Source organism: Neobacillus niacini, from assembly GCF_048572935.1.
Lineage (GTDB): Bacteria > Bacillota > Bacilli > Bacillales > Cytobacillaceae > Neobacillus > Neobacillus niacini.
This window is the reverse complement of the sequence record NZ_CP183883.1, coordinates 1,099,275-1,120,727: the sequence shown is the minus strand read 5'-3', so window position 1 is coordinate 1,120,727 and position 21,453 is coordinate 1,099,275. Positions and strand designations below refer to the sequence as shown.

The 21,453-nt window shown below is 41.3% G+C and carries 20 protein-coding genes and 1 pseudogene; 1 reads left to right on the top strand and 20 read right to left on the bottom strand.

Translation table 11 applies throughout. The features are described from left to right. Positions 1-63: 63 nt before the first annotated feature. The 9 genes from nuoH to ACN6MT_RS05295 form a co-directional block, all read right to left on the bottom strand. A complete protein-coding gene (nuoH, locus tag ACN6MT_RS05335; protein ID WP_419955016.1) occupies positions 64-1,068 on the bottom strand; it encodes an NADH-quinone oxidoreductase subunit NuoH in 1,005 nt (334 codons plus the stop codon). After that, positions 1,068-2,168, bottom strand: a complete 1,101-nt coding sequence (locus ACN6MT_RS05330) for an NADH-quinone oxidoreductase subunit D (RefSeq protein WP_419955015.1) — start codon at positions 2,166-2,168, stop codon at positions 1,068-1,070. The genes nuoH and ACN6MT_RS05330 overlap by 1 nt, the downstream gene beginning before the upstream one ends. 3 nt (positions 2,169-2,171) lie before the next feature. After that, positions 2,172-3,674, bottom strand: a complete 1,503-nt coding sequence (locus ACN6MT_RS05325) for an NADH-quinone oxidoreductase subunit C (RefSeq protein WP_419955014.1) — start codon at positions 3,672-3,674, stop codon at positions 2,172-2,174. 3 nt (positions 3,675-3,677) lie between these two features. Further along, positions 3,678-4,190 (bottom strand): NuoB/complex I 20 kDa subunit family protein, encoded by a 513-nt coding sequence (locus ACN6MT_RS05320; RefSeq protein WP_063254614.1) that lies wholly within the window; start codon positions 4,188-4,190, stop codon positions 3,678-3,680. Further along, the gene (locus ACN6MT_RS05315) at positions 4,181-4,555 is read right to left on the bottom strand and encodes an NADH-quinone oxidoreductase subunit A (RefSeq protein WP_419955013.1); all 375 of its coding nucleotides are present in this window, start codon (positions 4,553-4,555) and stop codon (positions 4,181-4,183) included. Before ACN6MT_RS05315 ends, ACN6MT_RS05320 begins: the two co-directional genes overlap by 10 nt. Before the next feature lie 1,404 nt (positions 4,556-5,959). Further along, positions 5,960-6,616 carry an HAD family hydrolase gene (locus tag ACN6MT_RS05310; protein ID WP_419955012.1) on the bottom strand — a complete coding sequence of 219 codons (657 nt, stop codon included), beginning with the start codon at positions 6,614-6,616 and terminating at the stop codon, positions 5,960-5,962. Positions 6,617-6,677: 61 nt separating this feature from the next. Beyond that, positions 6,678-7,511 (bottom strand): YitT family protein, encoded by an 834-nt coding sequence (locus ACN6MT_RS05305; protein ID WP_419955011.1) that lies wholly within the window; start codon positions 7,509-7,511, stop codon positions 6,678-6,680. 65 nt (positions 7,512-7,576) lie between these two features. Beyond that, positions 7,577-8,296: a GntR family transcriptional regulator gene (locus ACN6MT_RS05300; protein ID WP_419955010.1), complete on the bottom strand. Its 720-nt coding sequence runs from the start codon at positions 8,294-8,296 to the stop codon at positions 7,577-7,579. A gap of 121 nt (positions 8,297-8,417) precedes the next feature. Beyond that, the gene (locus ACN6MT_RS05295) at positions 8,418-9,254 is read right to left on the bottom strand and encodes a sugar phosphate isomerase/epimerase family protein (RefSeq protein ID WP_419955009.1); all 837 of its coding nucleotides are present in this window, start codon (positions 9,252-9,254) and stop codon (positions 8,418-8,420) included. 204 nt (positions 9,255-9,458) lie between these two features. On the opposite strand from ACN6MT_RS05295, the gene ACN6MT_RS05290 reads away from it, so the two are divergent. After that, on the top strand, positions 9,459-10,445 hold the full coding sequence (locus ACN6MT_RS05290; protein ID WP_419955008.1) for an SIS domain-containing protein: 987 nt from the start codon (positions 9,459-9,461) through the stop codon (positions 10,443-10,445). Between the two features lie 335 nt (positions 10,446-10,780). On the opposite strand, the gene ACN6MT_RS05285 is transcribed toward ACN6MT_RS05290, so the two are convergent. The 11 genes and pseudogenes from ACN6MT_RS05285 to ACN6MT_RS05235 form a co-directional block, all read right to left on the bottom strand. Further along, entirely contained in the window at positions 10,781-11,617 is an 837-nt protein-coding gene (locus ACN6MT_RS05285) for a PfkB family carbohydrate kinase (protein WP_419955007.1), read from the bottom strand. Positions 11,618-11,737: 120 nt separating this feature from the next. Next, positions 11,738-12,751: an SIS domain-containing protein gene (locus tag ACN6MT_RS05280; RefSeq protein ID WP_419955006.1), complete on the bottom strand. Its 1,014-nt coding sequence runs from the start codon at positions 12,749-12,751 to the stop codon at positions 11,738-11,740. Between the two features lie 91 nt (positions 12,752-12,842). Further along, the gene (locus tag ACN6MT_RS05275; RefSeq protein ID WP_419955005.1) at positions 12,843-12,980 is read right to left on the bottom strand and encodes a hypothetical protein; all 138 of its coding nucleotides are present in this window, start codon (positions 12,978-12,980) and stop codon (positions 12,843-12,845) included. Beyond that, positions 12,950-13,606, bottom strand: a pseudogene (locus ACN6MT_RS05270) (carbohydrate ABC transporter permease); the annotation flags it as partial. The pseudogene ACN6MT_RS05270 and the gene ACN6MT_RS05275, both read right to left, overlap by 31 nt. 161 nt (positions 13,607-13,767) lie before the next feature. Further along, positions 13,768-14,643: a carbohydrate ABC transporter permease gene (locus tag ACN6MT_RS05265; RefSeq protein WP_419955004.1), complete on the bottom strand. Its 876-nt coding sequence runs from the start codon at positions 14,641-14,643 to the stop codon at positions 13,768-13,770. Positions 14,644-14,738: 95 nt separating this feature from the next. Then, positions 14,739-16,013 carry an ABC transporter substrate-binding protein gene (locus ACN6MT_RS05260; protein WP_419955003.1) on the bottom strand — a complete coding sequence of 425 codons (1,275 nt, stop codon included), beginning with the start codon at positions 16,011-16,013 and terminating at the stop codon, positions 14,739-14,741. A gap of 669 nt (positions 16,014-16,682) precedes the next feature. Continuing rightward, complete coding sequence (locus ACN6MT_RS05255; protein ID WP_419955002.1) at positions 16,683-16,847, bottom strand: hypothetical protein; 165 nt, start codon at positions 16,845-16,847, stop codon at positions 16,683-16,685. Positions 16,848-16,863: 16 nt separating this feature from the next. Continuing rightward, on the bottom strand, positions 16,864-18,012 hold the full coding sequence (locus tag ACN6MT_RS05250; protein ID WP_419955001.1) for a Ger(x)C family spore germination protein: 1,149 nt from the start codon (positions 18,010-18,012) through the stop codon (positions 16,864-16,866). Positions 18,013-18,190: 178 nt separating this feature from the next. Beyond that, complete coding sequence (locus tag ACN6MT_RS05245; RefSeq protein ID WP_419955000.1) at positions 18,191-19,753, bottom strand: spore germination protein; 1,563 nt, start codon at positions 19,751-19,753, stop codon at positions 18,191-18,193. A 28-nt stretch (positions 19,754-19,781) separates the two neighbouring features. Further along, the gene (locus tag ACN6MT_RS05240) at positions 19,782-20,879 is read right to left on the bottom strand and encodes a GerAB/ArcD/ProY family transporter (protein WP_419954999.1); all 1,098 of its coding nucleotides are present in this window, start codon (positions 20,877-20,879) and stop codon (positions 19,782-19,784) included. 144 nt (positions 20,880-21,023) lie between these two features. Continuing rightward, a complete protein-coding gene (locus tag ACN6MT_RS05235) occupies positions 21,024-21,434 on the bottom strand; it encodes a F0F1 ATP synthase subunit epsilon (protein WP_063254602.1) in 411 nt (136 codons plus the stop codon). Positions 21,435-21,453: the final 19 nt, after the last annotated feature.

Below are 21,453 nucleotides of genomic sequence, written 5' to 3'. Positions count from 1 at the left end.
CCTCCGCTCCAATCAACAGGGTGCAAAATCACAATTTCCCTTAACAAATCCTTTTATAAAATCTTAGAAAAATAATGTTTTAATTAATGCTGTTAAGAAGATGTTTGCTAATGCGATTGGGAATAGCACTTTCCACGCAAATTCCATGAGTCTGTCGACACGGAAACGAGGAAGTGTTGCCCGTAACCAGAAGTAAACAAAGACAACGCCGCTAAATTTGAGCGCAAACCATACTGCACCTGGAATAAATCCTAAGATATCGAGCGGCGGCAGCCATCCGCCTAAGAAGATGACGGTGATCAATGATGACATCGCAAACATGTAAACATATTCAGTGAGCATAAAGAATGCGAAACGGAATCCTGAATACTCAACAAAGTATCCGGCGACCAATTCGTTCTCTGATTCAGGAAGGTCAAATGGTGTCCGGTTTAATTCTGCGATTGATGCGATAAAAAACACGATAAAGGCAATCGGCTGATAAAGGATGAACCAGCCATGCTCCTGCTGCAAGACAATATCCGTTAAATTCAAGCTTCCCGTTAATAGAATAACGCCTAAGACGGACATAACCAGCGGAATTTCATAGGAAATCATCTGTGCGCCTGCACGCATACCCCCTAGGAGTGCATATTTATTGTTGGACGCCCAGCCGCCGAGAACCATTCCAAAAACAGTCATTCCAGAAACGGCAATATAATAGAGTAAGCCAACCCCGATATCGGCAAATTGAAATTTGTCCGTGAACGGGATGGTCGCGAGTACCATAAACGCTGGTGTAAAGGCTATGATTGGCGCCAGTATAAATAACGGCCTGTCAGCTGCCTTTGGAATAACGTCTTCTTTGATTAAAAGTTTGAGAACGTCTGCAACCGTCTGTAATAATCCCCATTTACCACCAAGCTGGTTAGGGCCGTGACGGGCCTGCATGTATCCTAACACCTTACGCTCTGCTAAGATCGCATATGTTACGAAACCTAAGACTACTAATAGTAAGACAACTGCGAGTAAAAAGAAGATTCCAAAGTTCAACAAGCCTGGACTTGATTGGAGCAACCCTTCTACCATTAGCCGTCCACCTCCCCAAGGACAATGTCAACTGCCCCTAAAATCGCAATCAAGTTTGATATGTTTTCGCCTACTAATAATTTCGGGAGAATTTGCAGATTATAGAATGAAGGTCTTCTAAACTTCAAGCGGTACGGTTCTTTTTTACCGTCACTTGAGATATAGCAGCCGATTTCTCCACGTGGAGATTCAATTCTAACAAAAGCTTCCCCTTTTGGTGCTTTGATAATCTTAGGCACTTTCGCCATAATCTCACCTTCAGCAGGGAATTGTTCACATGCCTGCTCAAGGATATTCAAAGATTCTTCAATTTCCCCAAGGCGTACATGGTAACGGGCTAAACAATCCCCTTCATCCCTTGTGACGACATTAAAATCGAAACGGTCATAGATTGAATATGGTTCATCTTTACGAAGATCCCATTTCACGCCAGTACTACGAAGGTTTGGACCGCTGAGTGAGTAATTGATAGCGTCCTCTTTTGAATACACGCCAACCCCTTTTACACGGTCTAAAAAGATTTCATTTCCGGAAACGAGGTTGTGATACCCCTTCAGTTGTTCGCGTAAATAAGGAACAAACTCCCTAACTCCGTCAACCCAGCCTTCTGGAGCGTCCCACTTAACCCCGCCAACCCGCATATAGTTGAAGGTTAATCGAGCACCAGATAATTCGTTTAGCATATTAATAATCATTTCACGGTCGCGGAACGCATAGATGAACGGGCTTGTTGCACCTAGGTCAAGGATATATGTACCCCAGGCAACCAGATGACTTGCGATACGCCCTAATTCCATTGCCATAACACGAAGGAAGTCGGCACGTTCCGGCACCTGAATTCCCATCATGGTTTCAACAGCATGGCAGATGACATAGTTATTTGTCATCGCAGACAAATAGTCCATCCGGTCAGTGTATGGAATTATCTGTGTATATTGCAGGTTCTCGGCCAGCTTTTCTGTTCCGCGGTGTAAATAACCGATGACAGGTGTTGCTTCCGTAATGATTTCCCCATCGATCTTAACAACCAGCCGGAATACTCCGTGCGTACTTGGATGCTGAGGGCCGACGTTTAGCAGCATTTCTTCAGTTCTGATCATTGGTTACACCTCCACATCATACTGTTCATAATCTTTACGCAGTGGATAGCCAACCCAATCTTCTCCAAGCAAAATCCGATGTAAATTCGGATGTCCGGTAAACTTAATTCCTAATAAATCATAAGCTTCGCACTCAGGCCAGTTAGCTCCTGCCCAAATAGGCTGCAAGGACTCGATTGTTGGTTCATCGCGGTCAATCTTCACTTTTAACGCCACGGATTGGCGATTTTTGTATGAGAACAAGTGAACATAAATTTCCATATGTGTCACGAAATCTGTCCCGTGCAGCTCAGAGAGATAATCGAACCCTAGAAGCTCATTATATTTTAAAAATTGAGCTACCTTGAAATATGTATCTTTCTTTGCAACAAGTGTCGGAACATCTTTCGATAATTTATTAATATAAGAATCTTCTAAAACATCAGCGCCTAAGTTTTCCTCAATAACCTTCCTGTACTTGTCTAAGAAAGGCTGATTTGGTGATGGCTTTTCAGCCGTATCGGCTGGCGATACGTCGCTGCCTTTTGCTGCTCCTGCTGCTTTCGCCTTCGCTGCAGCTGCCGCTTTGGCTTTCGCTACTGCCGCTGCTTTTGCCTTCGCTTTTTCATCATCGCCAGTCGCCGCAGTGTCTGCCTCACCAGTGCCTGCTGCCTTCGCTTTTGCCGCTGCAGCAGCCTTTGCCTTGGCTGCTGCCGCCGCTTTGGCTTTTGCTGCCGCTGCCGCTTTTGCCTTCGCATCATCCGTTGCTCCTGCGGTGTCTTCAGCTGGTGCTTCTCCACCCGCTAGTTCCACCGCTTTACGTTTTGCCGCCGCCGCAGCTTTTGCTTTCGCTACCGCAGCTGCCTTTTTCTTCGCAAGATCATCACTGTCATCACTTGCTTCCGCTTCAGCTACTGGTTCTTCTGCCGGTGCATTACCTGCAGCTAGCTCCATCGCTTTCCGCTTTGCCGCCGCCGCAGCTTTCGCCTTCGCTACTGCAGCTGCCTTTTTCTTTGCAAGATCATCACTGTCATCGCTTGCTTCCGCTTCAGCTGCTGGTTCTTCTGCCGGCGCATTGCCTGCCGCTAACTCCATCGCTTTCCGCTTTGCCGCCGCCGCTGCTTTTGCTTTCGCTACTGCTGCCGCTTTCTTTTTCGCAAGGTCGTCTTCACCGCTCGCGTCTTCAGCCGCCGGTGTTTCTTCTGCTGCTTCAACCGGAGCAGGAGCCTCTTCCTCCACGATACCTTCTCGTTTCTTCTTTGCTAATGCAGCCGCTTTAGCCTTCGCTGCTGCTGCCGCCTTTTTCTTTGCTAGATCTGCACCATCTTCTGCTGGTGTTCCCGCTGGCTGCTCTGACTGGGCTGGCAACTCAATCTGACTAAGCGCTTGTTCAGAAGGTTTGTCCTCCTGCTTCGGAGACTCTTGAGATTCTCCTGCTGCCTTTGCCTGGCGCTTTGCCAACGCTGCCGCCTTCGCTTTCTCAGCCGCTTCTCTTTTTAATTGATCGAGATCCTTCTCCCCGCTCATCGGTTAGATCACCTTCTTCCCAGTCTTCGCCTCATAGCGAATCTTTTCCTTTAACTTATTGATTCCATAAATTAATGCAGCAGGGTTCGGTGGGCATCCAGGGATATATACATCAACAGGGACGATTTGATCGACACCCTTCACAACAGAATAAGATTTCACATACGGACCTCCTGCAGTTGCGCAAGATCCCATCGCAATCACCCATTTCGGCTCTGGCATTTGATCATACAAACGGCGAACAATCGGCGCCATCTTCTTCGTAACGGTCCCCGACACAATCATACAATCCGACTGACGTGGAGAAGTTCGGAAAATCGTCCCAAATCGGTCAAGGTCATAGTTTGCCCCACCCGTACCCATCATTTCAATCGCACAACAAGCCAGACCAAATGTCATCGGCCACAACGAATTACTGCGTGCCCATGCTTTAATTTGCTCTAGCGTTGCAAAAAACACATTTCTTTCTAATTCTTTCATTTCCTGTGGTGAAAGGTCATCTAGTTTTAAGTCCATCGTAGCACCTTCTTCTTCCAAGCATAGATTAAGCCAATCAACAGCATTACAACGAAAATCAGCATCTCAATTAACGCAAAAACTCCAAGCTTATCATAGGCAACCGCCCATGGATATAAAAACACAGTCTCTACATCAAAAATAACAAACATAAGGGCAAAAATATAATAGCGGACATTAAACTGTACACGGGAATCGCTAAATGGATCAATACCGCTTTCATATGTGGTATACTTCTCGACACTCGGCTTATGAGGACGCAAAAACTTACCTAAAAATAACGCCACCAACGGCAGCAGTACCCCAAGACAGAGGAACACAAAAACTATCAGATAATTATTCTGATATAAATTCAAAAGTTCCATGTCCATCCCCTCCAATGTTGTAAATTTTCATAACAATGAAACTTGTAACCGATAACATTATAGCATTGTTACAATCTTGTGTCGACAACACCACCTATTAAAAATTGGAATTTCTATCGCCGCAAAACTTCCCATGCCAAGCGTTTGGGAGCTCGCTCACAAAAACGCCTTGGCATGGGAAGTTTTGCAAGCTTACGCGATAGCGGAAGCGCAATGTGCGTTAGCACATGGCGATAGAAATTCCAATTTTCCGCTCACCTTGGTTTTAAGACACAAAGATCCCCACCCCCTGAGCGTTGCGTGATCTCGCAGAAAAGGCTCCCTGAAATCACTTCAGAGATGACGCAAAAGCGAATTGTTAAACCTTGAACTTAGGTGCACGTGATCTGTAGCGTGAGCGGAAGATGACGTGCCTAGTTACAGGCTCGCAAGAGCCACATCTTCCCTATATCGACATTAAATACCAAAAATCTGCTATTGTCAGTGAGAATTGTCATAAAAAATACACCAAATCGAACCCCAATATACATAAAATTCAATTTACGTCCAGCAAACACCTGCAATTTATCTAACAACTATGTACAACCCATCAACAGCATCATATTCACAATATACCAAATCATTCTAAAATTTCTATTAAAAAGGAATAAATACAATCAACATCCTACTAAACTCCTATAAAAACCAGTCGTAAGACTGGCGGATCGTCATTTTCCCTTAATCAAATTTCTTCAAATATCTCAACTTCCAATTGGAGTCTCCTAAGTTTTTACATAACATGCCCCTTACCTGCCATTTCCCCTCCTCTACCTGCCAATTTCATAACCTTACCTGCCTTTTTCTTTATTTACCTGCCAATCCCTTATGTTTACCTGCCTAACCAACTCCACCTCCCTACTAATCGCCAAAAAAGCCAGTCGTAAGACTGGCCATCGTCATTTTCCCTTAATCAAATTTCTTCAAATACCCCTGCCTCCAATTGTGACGCCTAAATTTTTACATCCCACACCCCCGTACCTGCCATTTTCCCTACTCTATCTGCCAATTCAGCTCGCTTACCTGCCTTTTTTCTTAATTCACCTGCCAATCCCCTTTGTTTACCTGCCTAACCAACTCCAACGCCATACTAACCACCAAAAAAGCCAGTCGAAAGACTGGACATCGTCATTCCTCCTTCCTAAAAACCTTCAAAATCCCCCTTCATAAATGAAATCCATCCACCTCCCAATCTCTTACCTGCCTTTCCAACTCCCCTATCAGCCTAATGTGGTCCCTTACCTGCATTTTTCCGCACTTTACCTGCCAATCCCCTCCGTTTACCTGCCTAATCAATCCACACCCCACAACTAAATAACACAAAAAAAGACCAGTCCCATGACCAGCCCAAGTTTGTATCTCTTCCTTTTAAAATGTATCTAACAACCCAATTACCTCTTCTAAATCCGAAACAATCTTATAAGCTTTATCTCTCATTTCATCAGTAGGATCGATTAAATCAGGTACCATTACACATCGGATACCTGCTGAACAAGCTGCCTTTAATCCATTCAACGAATCTTCCAATACAAGGGCCGACTCCACTGGTTCCCCTGCTATTTTACATGCTTCAATAAAAATGTCCGGATGAGGCTTGCCTTTTTTCACTTCATTGCCACTAATATAAAAGTCAAACCGGTCTTCAAGTCCAGTTCTCTTTAAATATCCCTCAATGGTTTTCCGAGCGCTGGAAGAAGCGATACACTTTTTTAATCCCCGTTCCTCCAATTCTTCTAGTAACTGAAGGGCACCCGGCTTTACAGAAACTCCTTCCTCCACTAAAATCCTTTTTAACCGCTCGTGATATTCCTCCAAAATTACATGAAATGGAAAATCATCTCCATACATTTTCTGTAATACCACATCAGATTCTCTATCCGGAATTCCAATTAGCTGTTTATAATGATCCATCGTAAACGAATAGCCTCTCTTCACAACAACCTCTTGCAAAGCTCGGAACGAAGGCCGCTCCGTGTCAAATAACAGCCCATCCATATCAAAAATAACTAACTTGGTCTCCACCATACTCCCTCGCTTTCAAAAAAATAGGCAAAGAACTAGTCTTCGCCATGTTTTTTATTCCGATTCAACTCGCCTTATACCCTTTCCCAATCACTTCCTGAACCTGATGGACTGTGACATAGGCGTTCTCGTCGATTTCACTAATCATATTTTTCAGCCGAACGACCTCTTGCCGGCTAATTACAATATATAGGACTTCCTTATCATCACCGGTATAACCGCCGCGCCCCTCTAATACGGTAATACCCCTCGACATTTTATTCGTAACACTACGCAGCACCAATTGCGGTGAATTCGAAATGATGAAAACCGCCACTTTTTCCTCGAGTCCATCCACAATAAAGTCAATGACCTTGGCGCCGATATAAACGGCAATCAGGGTATACATCGCTTTTACTAGTCCAATGATAAAAACAGATCCTGCTACCACGATGATATCAATCAATAGAATGCCCTTGCCCATGCTCCAGCCTAAAAATTGATTCGCCAATTTCGCCAGGATTGTCGTTCCACCTGAGGTGCCGCCAGCACGGAAAATAATCCCTAATCCTCCGCCAACCAAAAGCCCGGCAAAGATTGCCGCTAATAGCGGGTCATCGGTTATCTTTTTGCCCGTCTCCTCCGTAATATACATAAACAGAGAACAGGAAAAAATAGAAAATAACGTATAAATAATCGCTCTTTTTTCTAGAAATTTATATCCAATCAACACCAGCACTGTATTGAGGACGAAATTCACCATCCCTGGAGACAAGTCAAAAAGATAATGCGCAATAACCGTAAGGCCGATTATACCGCCTTCTGACAACAGGTTCGGGATCGTAAAGTAGTTGATACCTACTGAAAAAATGAGCCCGCCAAATAAAATGTATAGACATTCTTTGACCGTTTTCCACATTGTGATCTACTTCCTCACAAAAAAAATTTCAGTTATCCCACGGGGTCAAATGGTCTCCCCACGATCTATTGCTTCAAAATAAATTTATAACTCTCGCCGACGATATACTGCTTGCCAATGTGAACCGGCTTGCCATTTTCGTCATACACCATCGTTTCCATATAAAATAGTGGTTCACCGCTCGGAACGTTTAGCAGTTGAATTTCATCTTCACCAGCCCTGACAATCTCCAAGGAAAGTTCACCGGCGTCCGTTGGTTTTACATTCATCTTCTCTTCCAAAACTTGATAAACTGACGCATCCAAATCTTCATTTAATAAAGGATGAAACTCTTTATATGAAAAATAGTTATTCTCAAGCATAATCGGTGAGTCGCTGGCATATCTGACCCGTTGAATAAATAGAAGGGCATCTCCTTCATCAAGCTGAAGCAGTTTTTGATCCCTTGGGGTTGGCTGGATAATTTCCTTTTTAATTACTTTACTGCTTGGTATCAGACCATTTGCCTTACAGGCGTCACTAAAGCTTAAAAAGTGAACAATTTTCCTTTCAATTTTCCGCTTGTTTACAAACGTACCCTTGCCTTGCTTTTTGACCAAATAGCCTTCTTCTACCAATTCAAGAATCGCTTTTCTGACAGTAATTCTACTAATTTTATACTCTTCGCTCAACTCTAATTCTGTCGGAATCTTATCTCCAAATTTTAACTGACCATTAACAATAGAGCCGCGAATTGATTCTTTCAATTGAATGTATAAAGGAACTTGATCATCCTGTTTTAACATAACCTTCCACCTGCCTAATATTTGATAAAGTAAAGGCTTACATTGCTATCTGAAATAACCTCTCTACTTTATCCTTCGTACTACTAAGTATATAGCTTTTAATTCACACTATCAATTTGTTTCAACCATCTATCACATTGGAAAGAATCTTCAAAGACCGTTCCATTGCGTCATCCGGATTTTGTACATATTGATAGGAAGTATATTCTAAAGTTAGAAAGCCTTTATATCCGATTTCATTTAATTGATGGATGTATTTTTCCAAAGGTAACACGCCGTCTCCCCAGACTAAATGACCTTCTGGCTTACCGTCGATAAAATGAATATGAACTAAATCCTCACCTACTAAACGAAAATAGTCCTCAAAATCCTCATTTGCTAACGCCATTGGAATCGTATCAATCATCCCTTTTAGGTTTGGGCTATTCACTTCATCCAACATCCTTTTTAAGGAGTTAGAATCAAAAACTAAATTGGATTCCACTCTTGTTAAAGGTTCAAATGCAAGGGTTAGGTCTAGCTTAGCTGCAACTGTCGATAATCTCTCCAATGAATCTCTTGTTCTTTTCCAAGCTTCATCCGGTTCTTCATTTTCATAGCCCCAGCCCGGAGTAACTAATAATAATGGTGCTCCTAATTCCTTAGCTGCCTCCGCTGACTTAATAAAGTATTGAATACTTTTCTCACGCAGCCGATCTTCTTTCGCAGCCAGATTGATTGGGTAGACACACTGTTCAGGTGTAAAACAGACGACGGATAAGTCTCTTCTATTAATCTCTGTTTTTATATTTCGGATTTCGTTGAGACTTAAATCATCCACATAAAAATGAGGAGAAGCACCCCATAATTCAATATTTTTACATTCATAGCGAACCATAGCATCTAAAAAGTACTCCAATGGATAGTGTTTATAATGAAAATTCATCCCAGCCACCTGATCCATCGTAATTTTAGCCATCCTTCCAACCCCTTCCCCCTTAAAAAATAGCAAAATATTAGAATTAATATAACATTATATTACGTTATATGTCAATGTGGTATATTTTAATAAATTAAATGTTCTAAAAAGATTGACAATTAAAAGGGTGTGAATTAATATAATGTTATATAATGTTATATTATATTTTAACCCCTTCAAAACGAATCTAAGGAGGAAACATGAATGGTAAATTCACAAGTAGTTGTAGATCCACAAGTTCAAAATGTATTAGAGGCATTGAAAGGACGCACTATTAATCACGTATATTTTGTAGCTTGCGGTGGTTCTTCTGCGATTATGTACCCAAACAAGTACATACTAGACCGCGAGGCAAAAAATCTTACATCAGACGTTTATAGTTCCAATGAATTCATTCATCGTAATCCTAGAAAACTTGGCGAAAACTCACTTGTTGTCCTATGCTCCATGTCTGGTACAACACCTGAAACAGTCGCTGCAGCTACATTTGCCCGCCAAAAAGGCGCTTTAACTGTTGGATATACAAATGAGCCAACCTCACCTTTAGCTACTGAAAGCGAATTTGTTGTCAAATACGAATGGGGCACAGAATCTGTTGCCTTTAATACGAACTTAGGACTGCTATATCAATTAACATTTGGTGTTCTAAACGTGTTAGAAGGAAATGACAAGTTTGATAAAGTCGTTAACAGCTTATCGAACCTCCAAGCTGCATTTGAAAAATCAGATGTACAATATAAAGACAAAGCGTTCCAATTCGGCCAGGAATACAAGGACGAAAAAGTTATTTACACAATGGCAAGCGGGGCAAATTATGGAATCGCTTACTCATACGCTATTTGTATCTTAATGGAAATGCAGTGGATCCACTCCAATGCCGTTCACTCCGGTGAATACTTCCATGGACCATTCGAAATCATTGATAAAGACGTACCTTTCATTATCCTTCTTGGCTTAGATGAAACACGTCCACTAGATGAAAGAGCTTTAGACTTCTCGAAAAAGTACGGCGAGAAATTGGTGGTATTAGATGCCAAGGATCTTGATTTAACTGGTGTTGACGAAGAGTTAAAGGGCTACATCGCACCGCTCGTATTAAACAACGTGTTGCGCCGATACGCAGAACAATTAGCGGATGCCCGCAACCACCCACTTTCAAAACGACGTTATATGTGGAAAGTAGAATACTAAAATGCAAGAGCTCCTTGAGTTTTGACTCAGGAGCTTTTTTCATTTTAATGTCCTAGATTGTATAAGGGGTTTGAGGTCCAAAGCCATCGCTATTTTCTTAAAACAGATCTCATGACTGCTCCATGAAGCCCAAAATCATCTCCATTTTCTTAACATGGGTCCCATAAACACTTCATGAGGCCGAAACCATCTGCATTCCCCTAAAACAGATCTCATGAACACTTCATGGAGCCCTAAATCATCACACCCCTCAATAAAGTGCCTTCATGAACGCCTCCTTGCCACCCAAACCCCATAAAAAAGAACCTGCTCTACAAAAGAACAGGTCCCTTCTCCTAACAAAGCACAATCTTCCTAGCTCTCTTCTTCCCATGCCCAAAGGCGCCATATCGCTGGCAGGTTTCAGCCGCCGCCGCTGCCCCTTTTTCCATTGCTTCCTGTGCATTACCCTTTACGATATATTCCTTTAGGAACACAGCCACAAAGGTATCACCTGCTCCGAGTGTATCAACCACCTCAGTTTCAACAATCCCTTGTTTAAACACCTGGTTTCCATCAGAAAACAGCGACCCTTCAGATCCTCTTGTAACAATGACATTCGGTGTACCCGCAGCATGAACCTTTCCGATAAAGGCTTCACATTCTGCTGCCGATAAATCGCCGCCAGAAAATATCGCAAACTTCACATGCGGGCAGACAAGCTGCAGATAGTCGTCATCACGGTTGGTTGAAAAATCAAACGAAATAGTAATGTGCTTTTTTAATATAGGCAGTTCTTGTTCGATATGGCTAAATACGCTCGTGTGGAGCAGTGAATACGTACCAATACTCTCTAGTTCTTCCTTAGTAAAATTCAATTTCAGGTGCTTTTGAATGCCGCCTTTATTAGAGCCGACAAATATCCGATCACCATGCTCATCCAGAGTTACAACAGCCTCCCCTGATGGTCCAAACGCCCGGCGTACCTGAGAAACATCAATATCTTCTTTCTGTAACGAATCAATAATATGCTCGCCCTCTTCATCGTTTCCGATAATGCCTATGTAGGAAACCTCTTCGATTCCGTAGCGTTTCCAAAAGACGGCTACGTTTAACGCGTTTCCGCCCGGGAACATCTCCTGTCGATCATCGTAATAATCCACTACATTATCTCCAACCGCTATCAGCCTCATCCTCAAAACCCTCCCAATAAATTGAATGCGAGAAAGATACAATAAGGTTATTGTATCTTTCCATGTTCCTTTTAATAAGCTATTGATTTACGTCCTAAGGCGCTTTGCCTTCCGCACAAATTAATAAGTAACCGTTCGATAGTATCTTCTAATCTCTAAATTATGGTTTCGTTTATCTTCTAAATGAACGCTTAATCTTTGCAATAACGTAGACGTGACAATTGGTGATAGGTATTTTCTAAACTCTTCGCTGATTCCTGCTAACTCATAATCGGCTGTATCGATCACGGTTAATTTCTTTGTATACTTTTCAGCAAAGCGTTCCACACGATCCATCAACGGGCGCGTTTCATCCTGACCTTTTAACAATAACATGCTGGTATCCTCTTCAACGATTTCCAATGTCCCGTGGAAAAATTCAGCTGCATGGATCGATTTTGTCTTAATCCACTGCATTTCCTCTAATACACACATCGCATAGGAGTATGCTCGTCCCCAAGTTGTACCAGAACCTACTACCATGTGATAATGCTCATCCTTGTAAGTAACCGCAAAGTTTTCTGCTTTTGGTTCAAACTGTTCCTTTGCCTCGATTAACTTCTCAGGTAAAATCTCTAACTGAGCGGCAAACTCCTCATAGCGAGGGAAATCACCATTTTTATTCATGAGTTTAAAAATCAGGTGATAAAGCAATAATTGGTTAGAATCGCTGGCAAAGTCATTTTCTGCAAAATTAACTAATGGGAAATCAACTGTATCGGCAAGCGGCTGGTTGTATTCACCCGTTAAACCAATCGTCGTTGCCCCAAGCTGTTTACAATATTTTGCTGCTGCTACTGTCTCTTCTGTTGTACCTGACAACGAGGATAAAATGACGAGAGATTCTTCACTTAATTGTTTGTTATTTTGTAATACAAGCTCTGCAGCAATTTCTGCGTAAGCTGGAATACTTGATGTTGAGTTGATCATGTATTCGAACGGATAAAATGTGGCTACTGCCCCGCCTGATCCAATTAGAAAAATATTTTTAAATCCCTTTTCAAAGACTTTTTCTGCAACCTTTTCGATTTCTTCTCTTAATCCTATCGCTCCACCGGTTACTTTCAAATACTTTTCTCTACTAAAATTCAACATCGATTCCACTCCTCTTTTATAATACGTTATATAACGTTATAACAATAATAGAATGATTAGCCAATTTAGTCAATATAAGTAAATTTATTTTTTAAAGGGGGAATTCCCCCTCTATTATCCTTTTACACTGCCCTCGGCCAAACCGCGGACAAAGTATTTCTGCATTAACATAAAGACCACAATCAATGGCAGCGCCGAGATTACCAATCCCGCCATTAACACTCCCCAATTCGTATTGAGTGCGTCTTTAAAGACTAATAGACCAGACGTGATCGGCTTAACCTCTTCTGTTTGAATAAAAATCAATGAAAATAAAAACTCATTCCAAGCGTAATAGGCAGTTAAAATGACCCCGGTAAACAAAATGGGTTTACTCATCGGCAGAAATATTCTCCCAAATACATCTAGAGTTGTTGCTCCATCTAGATAAGCTGATTCTTCCAGCTCCTTAGGAATGGATAGGAAAAAGGAGCGAATTAACAAGACGGTTAAAGGTATTCGGTAAGCTGTAAATGTTAGGATCAACGCCCAATACGTATCAAAAATCCCCATTTGCTGGATTAACTCATAAAGCGGAATCAAACTGCTCTGCGGTGAAAACATCAAGCCTGCTGAGACAAATAGCAACAGAAATTTCCCGCCTTTGATTTGAAAGCGCGTCAATCCAAACGCACACAATGCACTAATTAAAACGGTTAACAGACAAGTTCCTACCGTAATAATCACACTATTAACAAAGTAGCTCGAAACACCCTGTTCCCACGCTGTCGCATAATTGGAAAACAACCATTCCTTCGGCAATCCCCAGCTGTCATTAAAAATGTCTGCTGTATTTTTAAAAGAGTTGATCACCATCCAAAATAACGGATAGGCAATTGCGATAAAATAAAGGAGGAGGAAAACAAAGATTAATCCGACTACGACTGGTGTACCTGGTTTACGTAATTTTGACTTCATCGTGATAGGTGCTAGCTTTACTGGGCTGCTCGCAACCTCTGACTCTACCGGCTTCATTTTTACTCCTCCCCCGTTTTTAAGACCTTATTCTGAACAAAATAAAAGATTAGCGTGATTCCCAATATCACATTGGCAATTGCTGAGGCAAATCCAGGTTCACTATCAATAAACGCTTTCTGATAGAGATATGTACTAAAGACTTGTGATGAGTTAGCAGGACCACCACTCGTTAATACATACACTTCACTAAACACTAAGAACGATCCTGTAACCGTATAAATTAATAACACAAAGGTCATTTCTTTTACTTGTGGCACCGTTATGTTAAAAAACGTCCGGAGTTTCCCGGCTCCATCAATGGTAGCCGCTTCATATAACTCGCCAGGGACTTTTTGGACTGCCAATACAAACAGCATGACGGCATACCCGATACTCTGCCACTGCGACACAAATATAACGGCGAAAATCGCTGTTTTTGGATTCCCGAGCCAGCCCTCTGCCCATTCTCCTAAACCGATTCCTCTTAAAAAACTATTAAGCAGCCCTACTTCAGGGTTATAGATAAAACTAAAGAGAATCCCAATTACGGTCATCGAAATTAAAACTGGGATAAAAAAGGTTGTCCGAAAGAAGGTAGAAAATCTCCTAAATACTTTATCTTCTAAGATAGCAGCAATCACTAAACCTAGCCCAACTTGAAGAATGACGGAGATCACGGCGTAAAATAAATTGTTCTTCAGTACCGTGTAAAAGACGGAATCTTTAAAGAGGCGTGTGTAATTTTCGATGGATACAAAGCTTCTATCTAAAGTAAATGGATTCCATTCATAAAAACCATTTACCAAATTTCGAACTAATGGATAGTACACAAATAAGGACAGCATAATTAAAGCGGGTGCTATATACAGTATCGGGATGATTCTTGTTCTTCGCATTTATACCCCTCCCATCAAACATCTAGTAAAAGTCGGTTTGTTTATAGAAACTACCTATCTCACAAACCGACCATTTAATAGACTTCTTCTTTCCGTTATTTTTTAACTTGTTTTGCTGCTTCTTGAACACTCTTCATTACTTCTTCTGGTGTCATCGTACCGCCTAACATTGCTTGAACACCGTCGCCATATGGTTTGAATACTCGGCTGTCTAACGCACTATCCGCCCAAATCAGCATATCTCCAGCTTCAATGATCATATCCATTGCCTTTACTTCTTGTTCACTTGCTGTATTTTCATTTACAGCACCCTCAACCGTACTAGCAAAACCAGTGTCCTTGATTAACTTTTCACCATTTGCTTTTGATGTTAAAAACTTCAAGAATTTCATTGCTTCTTCAGGATGTGCTGATTTCTTCGTTACCATAAATCCTTCAGGGGCACCGATGATTCCTTCTTGATCACCCTTGGCTCCCTCAATGGAAGGAACCTTGAAGGAACTCCATTCAAACGGAGCATCATCTAAGAAGGAAATTTCAAGTGTTTCTAAGAGAATCACTCCTGCTTTTCCGCCAATGAATAAGTTTCTTGTTTCATCATGTGCAGACGCATTTGGATTTTCATTTAGAAATGGTTTTAATTCATTTAATTTCTCTAATGCTTCCACGTAGCCAGGGTCAGTGAATTCAGCGCCCTGATAACTAAAGTCTTTATCTAGCACTTCTTTTGGAACCGTTCTCTGATTTAATGCAGTCACATAGTGAGCTGCTGCCCATGGTGATTTATTCCCTAAGATAAGTGGAGTTGTCTCCGACTTTTTAAGGGTTTCAAGCACGTTAATAAACTCGTCCCAAGTCGTTGGAGCCTTTAGGTTTAACTTATCAAAAATCTCTTTATTGTAGAAAAATAGCTTACTGTCGGTAAATAGCGGAACACCATAGACTTTTCCGTCCTTTTTGAAATGTTCCACCTGAGAATCGATTAACTGGCCAGACCACTCTGTATCCGCTGCATAGTATTCTGATAGATCTAACGCCACGCCATCACGGATAAACTTCTCGCCATATTCTCCTACCCAGCTAAAGAAAATATCTGGGGGATTCTTACTGCCAAGGATGACATTTGCCTTTTGTTTATAATCATCGTTTAACGCTGTTACTTCTTCCACTTTAATATCAGGATTCTGTTTTTCAAACTCTGCAATAACTTGTTTGTAATAAGACTTATACGGCTCATTCGGCCATCGGTGGAAAAAAGTAATCGTTGTTTTTCCATCTTCTGATTTTGAATTAGAGCTCTTAGATGAACATCCTATTAATAATGACATTACTACCAAAATACTGATTGCTAGAGTAAACCATCGTTTCATAAACATACCCCCAATATTTCTTCTGTTTTTGATAGAAAACTAAAAGCGCTTACAAGTTTATTTTGTCCCTATCAACCTCCAGACTAATGCTCGAGATGTACTCTTAGATGTCCTGTTGTATTATAATATGATATTACATTATATAACCTTTGGCGTCAATATCAAAATTGGGGGAACTTTCAAACAATTTTTATTGCAACTCGGCAAAAACCCGGATGTCCCACACCCTTTTTCTATATAGGTATTCTACAATAGTTCATTATTAGCCTAAAATACCATAAATTCAACTACAGGAATAGATGAAATATTATCTATTTAATAATTTGGCTATGTTAACGGTTATTGGTGATATTTTTTAAAAGAATGTAGTTAGACGGAGTAATTCCGCTAAAATAATAATTTTGATTAAAAAAAGCTAAAATAAAAGGAGAGATTCCGCCTATTGGCTTGAGAATTTCAAAAATGAGAGGTTTTGCTTTACATAACCGGACAACCTCCGCTTATCTATTCCAAAACATGCTCTATTCCGCTTTTATCCGGAAAGTCTCCGCTTATTTTACAAAGGCTGGTTTCTAGAACGCGAATCAACAGCATTATTTAACACAGCCAATCAATTAAATAAAAAAACCCCGCCAGTCCGTCGACCAGCAGGGGGTTGTAAAACATCACCTAAATAAACGACCGTATCACCATCAAAATACTTAACGCAAATCCGATTAAAGCAAGAAATGAAAACACCGCTAATTCTTTCTTTTCCCCTTTTCGTACTAACTGTGGAATTTCCCATGCAAAAATCACCCCGAAAATGAGAATCATCAAAAATATCTTAAGCATTTTTCACTCCTCTTTGTCATTTAACTAAACCGATTCTTCTTATTAAGGCTTTAGAATGGATCGTCACCTTGGTTTGAGGAAATTCCTTTTCCCAGTTCTCTTTATAATCTGTATTCCAACCTTTTGGATATTTCTTATAGATCGCTTGTCCAAAGCCAAGGATGTCTGAACCGAACTCCTTTTGTGCCTTATCTATGACCAGCTCAACCTTTTTTCTGATTTTCTCCTCCGCATATTTTTGGATCTCCTCGATTGCCTTTGTTTCGAAGAGATTTAACTTTGAGTCATTTTCGATTACATTCAATTCTGTGACCACATTTACGTCCAGTTTTATTTTCCCTCCTTTTAGGATGGGAACAATTTTTGTTTCTGCACGCACGATCTCCATACTAATGTTACCCCCATCTTGGTCATGAGGGATTTTAATACTAATTACACCTTCTTTCATTTCATTACGAAGCCATAAAAGTCCTCGGGTTTCATCCTCTTCCATCCAGCCTGCGAGCTTGTCCCCTTTAAACACAGCAATTCCATTTAATGCCTGCGTCTTCCCTGATTTATTTTTTGTATAAACCTCTAATGGCTCTAAGGTAAACTGAGAGGCAAATGGTTCTAGTCCCTCTGTCAGAAGCATATTCATAAAATCCCTGACATACACTTTTATCCCCACGCCCATCTTGGCAAGCTCTCTCGTTTCCTCCGCTGAAATATTCTCGAAATGCGGCATACTACTGATGATTTTCGAGGCTTCCCCCTTCGTAAACATAATAAAACTGTTAATTCGGGGCTCTGAGTACCTTGTATGGAAATCGACAATATGAAAAACTCCCTTTTTAGCTAAATCCTCGCCAACCAAGAGAATACGGCTTTGTGAAAAAAATATCTTTCTTGGCAGCTTACCTTGAATATTACGGTATGCTTCCGATACGGTTGCTCCCGTTTCCGAAATCATAAGGGTACTTTTTCCACCGGTGCCGCCGGTGCCTCCGGTTACTAACTTTGAGGGAACGGCCACTTGAAGGGTTAAGCGAATTTGATCTTCCTTGACAAGGTCTAAGCCAATGGCTGTCACAATGGCAATATCGTTTATTTCAACCCGGTTCCAACAACCTGATAGAAAAATCGGTGTGATTCCCCAAATTAAAAGCAATTTTATCACTTTCATTATGACCATCCTGTCCTGTTAAAAGGCTTTTTCCTCATATATTGTTGTTAAAATCTTAAAGCAGATTTTAACGTGGAAATATCTATTTTGTGCTTTAGAATGGAGTTTGCTGGCTCTTTTCTTATTAATTTTTTTCTAAAAAGGAGCAAAGATGAAGAAAAGAGCCTTTAAAAGCGAACTAATATTTTCGATTCCGAGGGTTTAACCGCTTCAAATTCCTTTTTCCTGTTTCATTTGGACGTTCACTAATCATCCACCATGGAACCCGAATAAATATATCTTTAAGATTGTTAAAATGAAAGGGAGCGATTGGAGACATATACGGCACACCAAATGACCGAAGTTGCACAAGGTGAACCAGTATAAAGAAAATCCCCAACAAGATACCGTAAAATCCCAGCGTTGCCGCTAAAAAAATCAAAAAAAAGCGAAGGAGGCGAATCGCTCCAGTTAAGGGGTAACTCGGAAACATAAAGGAAGCAATCCCAGTCGTTGCAACCACAATAACTAGTGGAGCGGAAACAATACCAGCCTCAACCGCTGCTTGCCCTACCACCAATGCACCGACAATACTGACGGTTGACCCAATCGGTCTCGGCAGCCTGAGTCCTGCTTCTCGCAGCGCCTCAAAGGTTATTTCCATTAACAACGCTTCTATCACCGCTGGAAATGGCACCTTTTCTCTTGAGGCCGCGACACTAAAAATTAGATTGGTTGGAAGTAATTCATGGTGGAAGGTGGTCACCGCAATATAAATGGCTGGAAACAATAGAGCGACTGCTAAAAATAAATAGCGGATAAACCGAATAAATGAAGTCATGATAAACCTTCCATAATAATCCTCAGGCGAATTCATCATTTCGAAAAAAGAGACCGGAACAATAAGGGCGAATGGGCTGTTTGCCACCAAAATCCCGACTTTTCCTTCGAGAAGATTCCCAACCACTCGATCCGGCCGTTCCGTCTGCAGTATCTGGGGAAACAGTGAAAAGGGCTGGTCTTCGATAAATTCGACAATGTAGCCGCTATCCTCAATGGCGTCAATCTCAATTCGTTTTAATCGGCTCCGAACCTCCTCTACGATCGAAGGCTCGGCTATATCCTCCAGATAGGTAATCATCACTTCCGTTTGGGATAGGCTTCCGAGCTTCATATACTCAAACTTTAGTTTCGTTGTTTTTAACCGTCTGCGAATCATACTTCCATTCGTCCGGATATTTTCAGTAAAGCCTTCTCTCGGGCCTAAGACGACAGCTTCCGAAACGGGTTCTTCAACTGAGCGCTGCTCCCATGACTGCTCGCTAATGAAAAGGGCTTGAGTAGAGCCATCCATGAGCACAACCGTTCCACCTGCTAAAATTTGATCAATTACCTCTCGGAAGGTCGCCCCTTGACTGACTTGTGCAGAACTAAGAATCCCTTTCAAGTCATCTATGTTGATATCCACATGCCGCGGTAATTTTTCTTTAGCCGTTACTAATGGATGAAAGATATGTATTTCCAATCTTTCGATACTGACTAACCCATTAAGGTATAAAATGACCACCGAGTTCGTTTGGTTAATCTTCATTTCTCGATAGGAAAAATCAACTGCTCCTTCAAAAAGCTGTTTGATCTGGTGAAAGTCATTCTCCAGGCTGCCCGTTAAGCCCTCACTGTTACCCTGCTCATGAATGCTTCCCTCCCACATAAAAGCTTTAGTTTTAGCAGTTAATCGTTTTATCTGCCGAAAAATTTTCATTGGCAGCACCACCTATCATAAAATGAACCTATAGTTGACCAAATTTTTTTCGAATGAAAGCAATGCACAGGAAAAGAAAAGGCAAAATGATTTGTAAAATAGTAAGTACATAGGGAACATAAAACTTAAATCCAAATTCGATATGTTCCACATAACTAGAGGCAGATACAAGTGACAGCGCTGGGATAATCGTCCCTAATCCAAGAAGAACGGACCGATACTGTTTTAACCTCAGTAATTGGGAAATGCCGACAGCTGCAGCAAAAGTGAACACCCCTACCTTAAAAAACACACCAGCCACCATCATTAAAATGACAAGTGCATCAAAACGCTCGAGAAAATCAGCTACCGAAACCATTTGCGTAGCCGCTAGGAGAGAAAAAATATCCCTGCTATAAAATTCTGGCCCTAATACAGAAATCATCATAATCGAGTTAATCGTTAGTAAGATACCTCCGATTAGAATCATTGATAATCCAATTCTTCTTGTATTCTTTTTATTGCTCAAATATGGAAATAACATCATAATGGCCAAGGTTTCACCAAACGGAAAGTTAATCGCATTAGGAACGGCCGTTTTTAAAACCGGCATGATGCCCATTCCCATAATAGGTGTGAGATTTTTGATACTAAATTGATCTACGCTAAAGAGTAAAATCCAAATAAGAATGAGGGAAAAAATATAAATAGGAAACACAATTTCAGCCATTCGGGCAAATGTTTCCACTCCTCCCCGCAAGCAATAAATCATCAGCACCATGAAACTTGCAATCACAACAAAAATAGGAGTTTCAGATAAAATTGTCGTAACAATAAGATCGCCTAATTCCCTGCTTGCTCTGGCGGCAGAATAGGTAAAATGGGAAATATACAATAAAATGACCGGATACGCGAGAAACTTTCCGATAACCTTAGGAAGTATCTCAACCAGTGAGTCTCCCGGATAGTAGACAGCTAATTGCGTATAAACGGCCATTAGAAATAAACTGCTTGTCATACCAACTAATATGAAAATCCATGCATCCTGCTTTGCATCTAAGCCTAACCCTAAGATCATTGCAGTCCCTAATACATAACCAGTCATTAAATAAAAGAGTTGGAGTCCACTTATTCTTTCTGTATACATCGTATTCACCCTCGGAACAGGCTCAGCTATAATTTGGAAAAAAGCCTTCCAATACTTACTATTTTCCATTAAGCACCTAGTTATGCATACAACAAAAAAACCCCTGCAGTCCAAAAGACCAACAGGGGTTTTGATTGATATTTATTATTGTTTTCCTGTAACCGTTAAACGGTTGACGGCACGTTGCAGAGCTAGTTCAGCACGGCGGAAATCGGTATGTTCCGCTTTCTGATCTCGCATACGCTGTTCAGCACGTTCTTTTGCTCGTAGTGCACGTTCAACGTCGATATCCTCTGCTTTTTCAGCGGCTTGGGCTAGGATCGTTACTTTGTCAGGACGTACTTCTAAGAAGCCGCCGCTCACAGCAACAAGATCCGGTTCTTTTCCACCTGACTTCTTGAGGCGTACAACCCCAATTGCAAGCGGAGCAACCATAGGAATATGTCCAGGTAAAATACCTAGTTCACCACTTTGAGCCTTGGTACTGACCATTTCCACATCTGACTCATACACCGGGCCATCGGGAGTAACAACACTGACTTTAATCGTCTTCATTTTTTACCCTCCTGACAGG

Excerpts from the sequence above, each read along its gene's own strand:
- ACN6MT_RS05300 (WP_419955010.1), bottom strand. The coding sequence starts at position 8,296 with ATGTTAAAACAGGATGATCAAGTTCCTTTATACATTCAATTGAAAGAA.
- ACN6MT_RS05260 (WP_419955003.1), bottom strand. The coding sequence starts at position 16,013 with ATGAAACGATGGTTTACTCTAGCAATCAGTATTTTGGTAGTAATGTCA.
- ACN6MT_RS05265 (WP_419955004.1), bottom strand. The coding sequence starts at position 14,643 with ATGCGAAGAACAAGAATCATCCCGATACTGTATATAGCACCCGCTTTA.
- ACN6MT_RS05330 (WP_419955015.1), bottom strand. The coding sequence starts at position 2,168 with ATGATCAGAACTGAAGAAATGCTGCTAAACGTCGGCCCTCAGCATCCA.
- ACN6MT_RS05305 (WP_419955011.1), bottom strand. The coding sequence starts at position 7,511 with ATGTGGAAAACGGTCAAAGAATGTCTATACATTTTATTTGGCGGGCTC.
- ACN6MT_RS05295 (WP_419955009.1), bottom strand. The coding sequence starts at position 9,254 with ATGGCTAAAATTACGATGGATCAGGTGGCTGGGATGAATTTTCATTAT.
- ACN6MT_RS05325 (WP_419955014.1), bottom strand. The coding sequence starts at position 3,674 with ATGAGCGGGGAGAAGGATCTCGATCAATTAAAAAGAGAAGCGGCTGAG.
- ACN6MT_RS05285 (WP_419955007.1), bottom strand. The coding sequence starts at position 11,617 with ATGAGGCTGATAGCGGTTGGAGATAATGTAGTGGATTATTACGATGAT.
- nuoH (WP_419955016.1), bottom strand. The coding sequence starts at position 1,068 with ATGGTAGAAGGGTTGCTCCAATCAAGTCCAGGCTTGTTGAACTTTGGA.
- ACN6MT_RS05245 (WP_419955000.1), bottom strand. The coding sequence starts at position 19,753 with ATGAAAATTTTTCGGCAGATAAAACGATTAACTGCTAAAACTAAAGCT.
- ACN6MT_RS05235 (WP_063254602.1), bottom strand. The coding sequence starts at position 21,434 with ATGAAGACGATTAAAGTCAGTGTTGTTACTCCCGATGGCCCGGTGTAT.
- ACN6MT_RS05240 (WP_419954999.1), bottom strand. The coding sequence starts at position 20,879 with ATGTATACAGAAAGAATAAGTGGACTCCAACTCTTTTATTTAATGACT.
- ACN6MT_RS05310 (WP_419955012.1), bottom strand. The coding sequence starts at position 6,616 with ATGGTGGAGACCAAGTTAGTTATTTTTGATATGGATGGGCTGTTATTT.
- ACN6MT_RS05250 (WP_419955001.1), bottom strand. The coding sequence starts at position 18,012 with ATGAAAGTGATAAAATTGCTTTTAATTTGGGGAATCACACCGATTTTT.
- ACN6MT_RS05255 (WP_419955002.1), bottom strand. The coding sequence starts at position 16,847 with ATGCTTAAGATATTTTTGATGATTCTCATTTTCGGGGTGATTTTTGCA.
- ACN6MT_RS05315 (WP_419955013.1), bottom strand. The coding sequence starts at position 4,555 with ATGGAACTTTTGAATTTATATCAGAATAATTATCTGATAGTTTTTGTG.
- ACN6MT_RS05280 (WP_419955006.1), bottom strand. The coding sequence starts at position 12,751 with ATGTTGAATTTTAGTAGAGAAAAGTATTTGAAAGTAACCGGTGGAGCG.
- ACN6MT_RS05320 (WP_063254614.1), bottom strand. The coding sequence starts at position 4,190 with ATGGACTTAAAACTAGATGACCTTTCACCACAGGAAATGAAAGAATTA.
- ACN6MT_RS05290 (WP_419955008.1), top strand. The coding sequence starts at position 9,459 with ATGGTAAATTCACAAGTAGTTGTAGATCCACAAGTTCAAAATGTATTA.